Source organism: Blastomonas sp. CCH1-A6 (assembly GCF_001556365.1).
Taxonomy (GTDB): Bacteria; Pseudomonadota; Alphaproteobacteria; order Sphingomonadales; family Sphingomonadaceae; genus Blastomonas; species Blastomonas ursincola.
Genome location: NZ_LSIS01000522.1, coordinates 1 through 444, shown reverse-complemented (window position 1 = coordinate 444; position 444 = coordinate 1). Strand labels below are relative to the sequence as shown.

The window sequence follows — 444 nt, the reverse complement described above, 5'->3', positions numbered from 1 at the left end:
AGGCCGGGGACGACGCGCTGCAATATTCGGATATCGCCATCGGCTATCTCAGCCGCAACGTGCGCTATCGCTCCGACTACCGCCGTGCGCTCGGCCGCGTGAAACGCGGCACGATCTCCGCCGACAATGCGACCGCCAACCTCGTGCAGCGCTGGGGCATCAGCTACCACGCCGCCCCCGGCTCGGCCTTCGACCGCAAGCTGGCGGTCGCGCGCCCAGACCTGTCGCCGGCCAGCATCGTCCTCGCGCCCGCGCTTGCCGGAATCGGCGCGCAACCTCTCGACATGCGAGCGCTCGGCGACGTTCGCGCGCGGATCAGGATGGGCGACTTCCTTCATATCATCCTCGCCGATCCCGATGGCGACGAGCATCTTTGCATGTGCGGTCCGTGTCACGGACCGATGGCCGTGATGCTGCCGATCGGACCTAACCCCTTCGCACGCC

Annotated in this window: 1 protein-coding gene; it reads left to right on the top strand. The window is 67.8% G+C overall.

Translation table 11 applies throughout. From position 1 onward, the window contains the following. The coding region (locus AX735_RS22690) for a transcriptional regulator domain-containing protein (RefSeq protein WP_231750229.1) at positions 1 to 444 on the top strand (444 nt) is incomplete at both ends.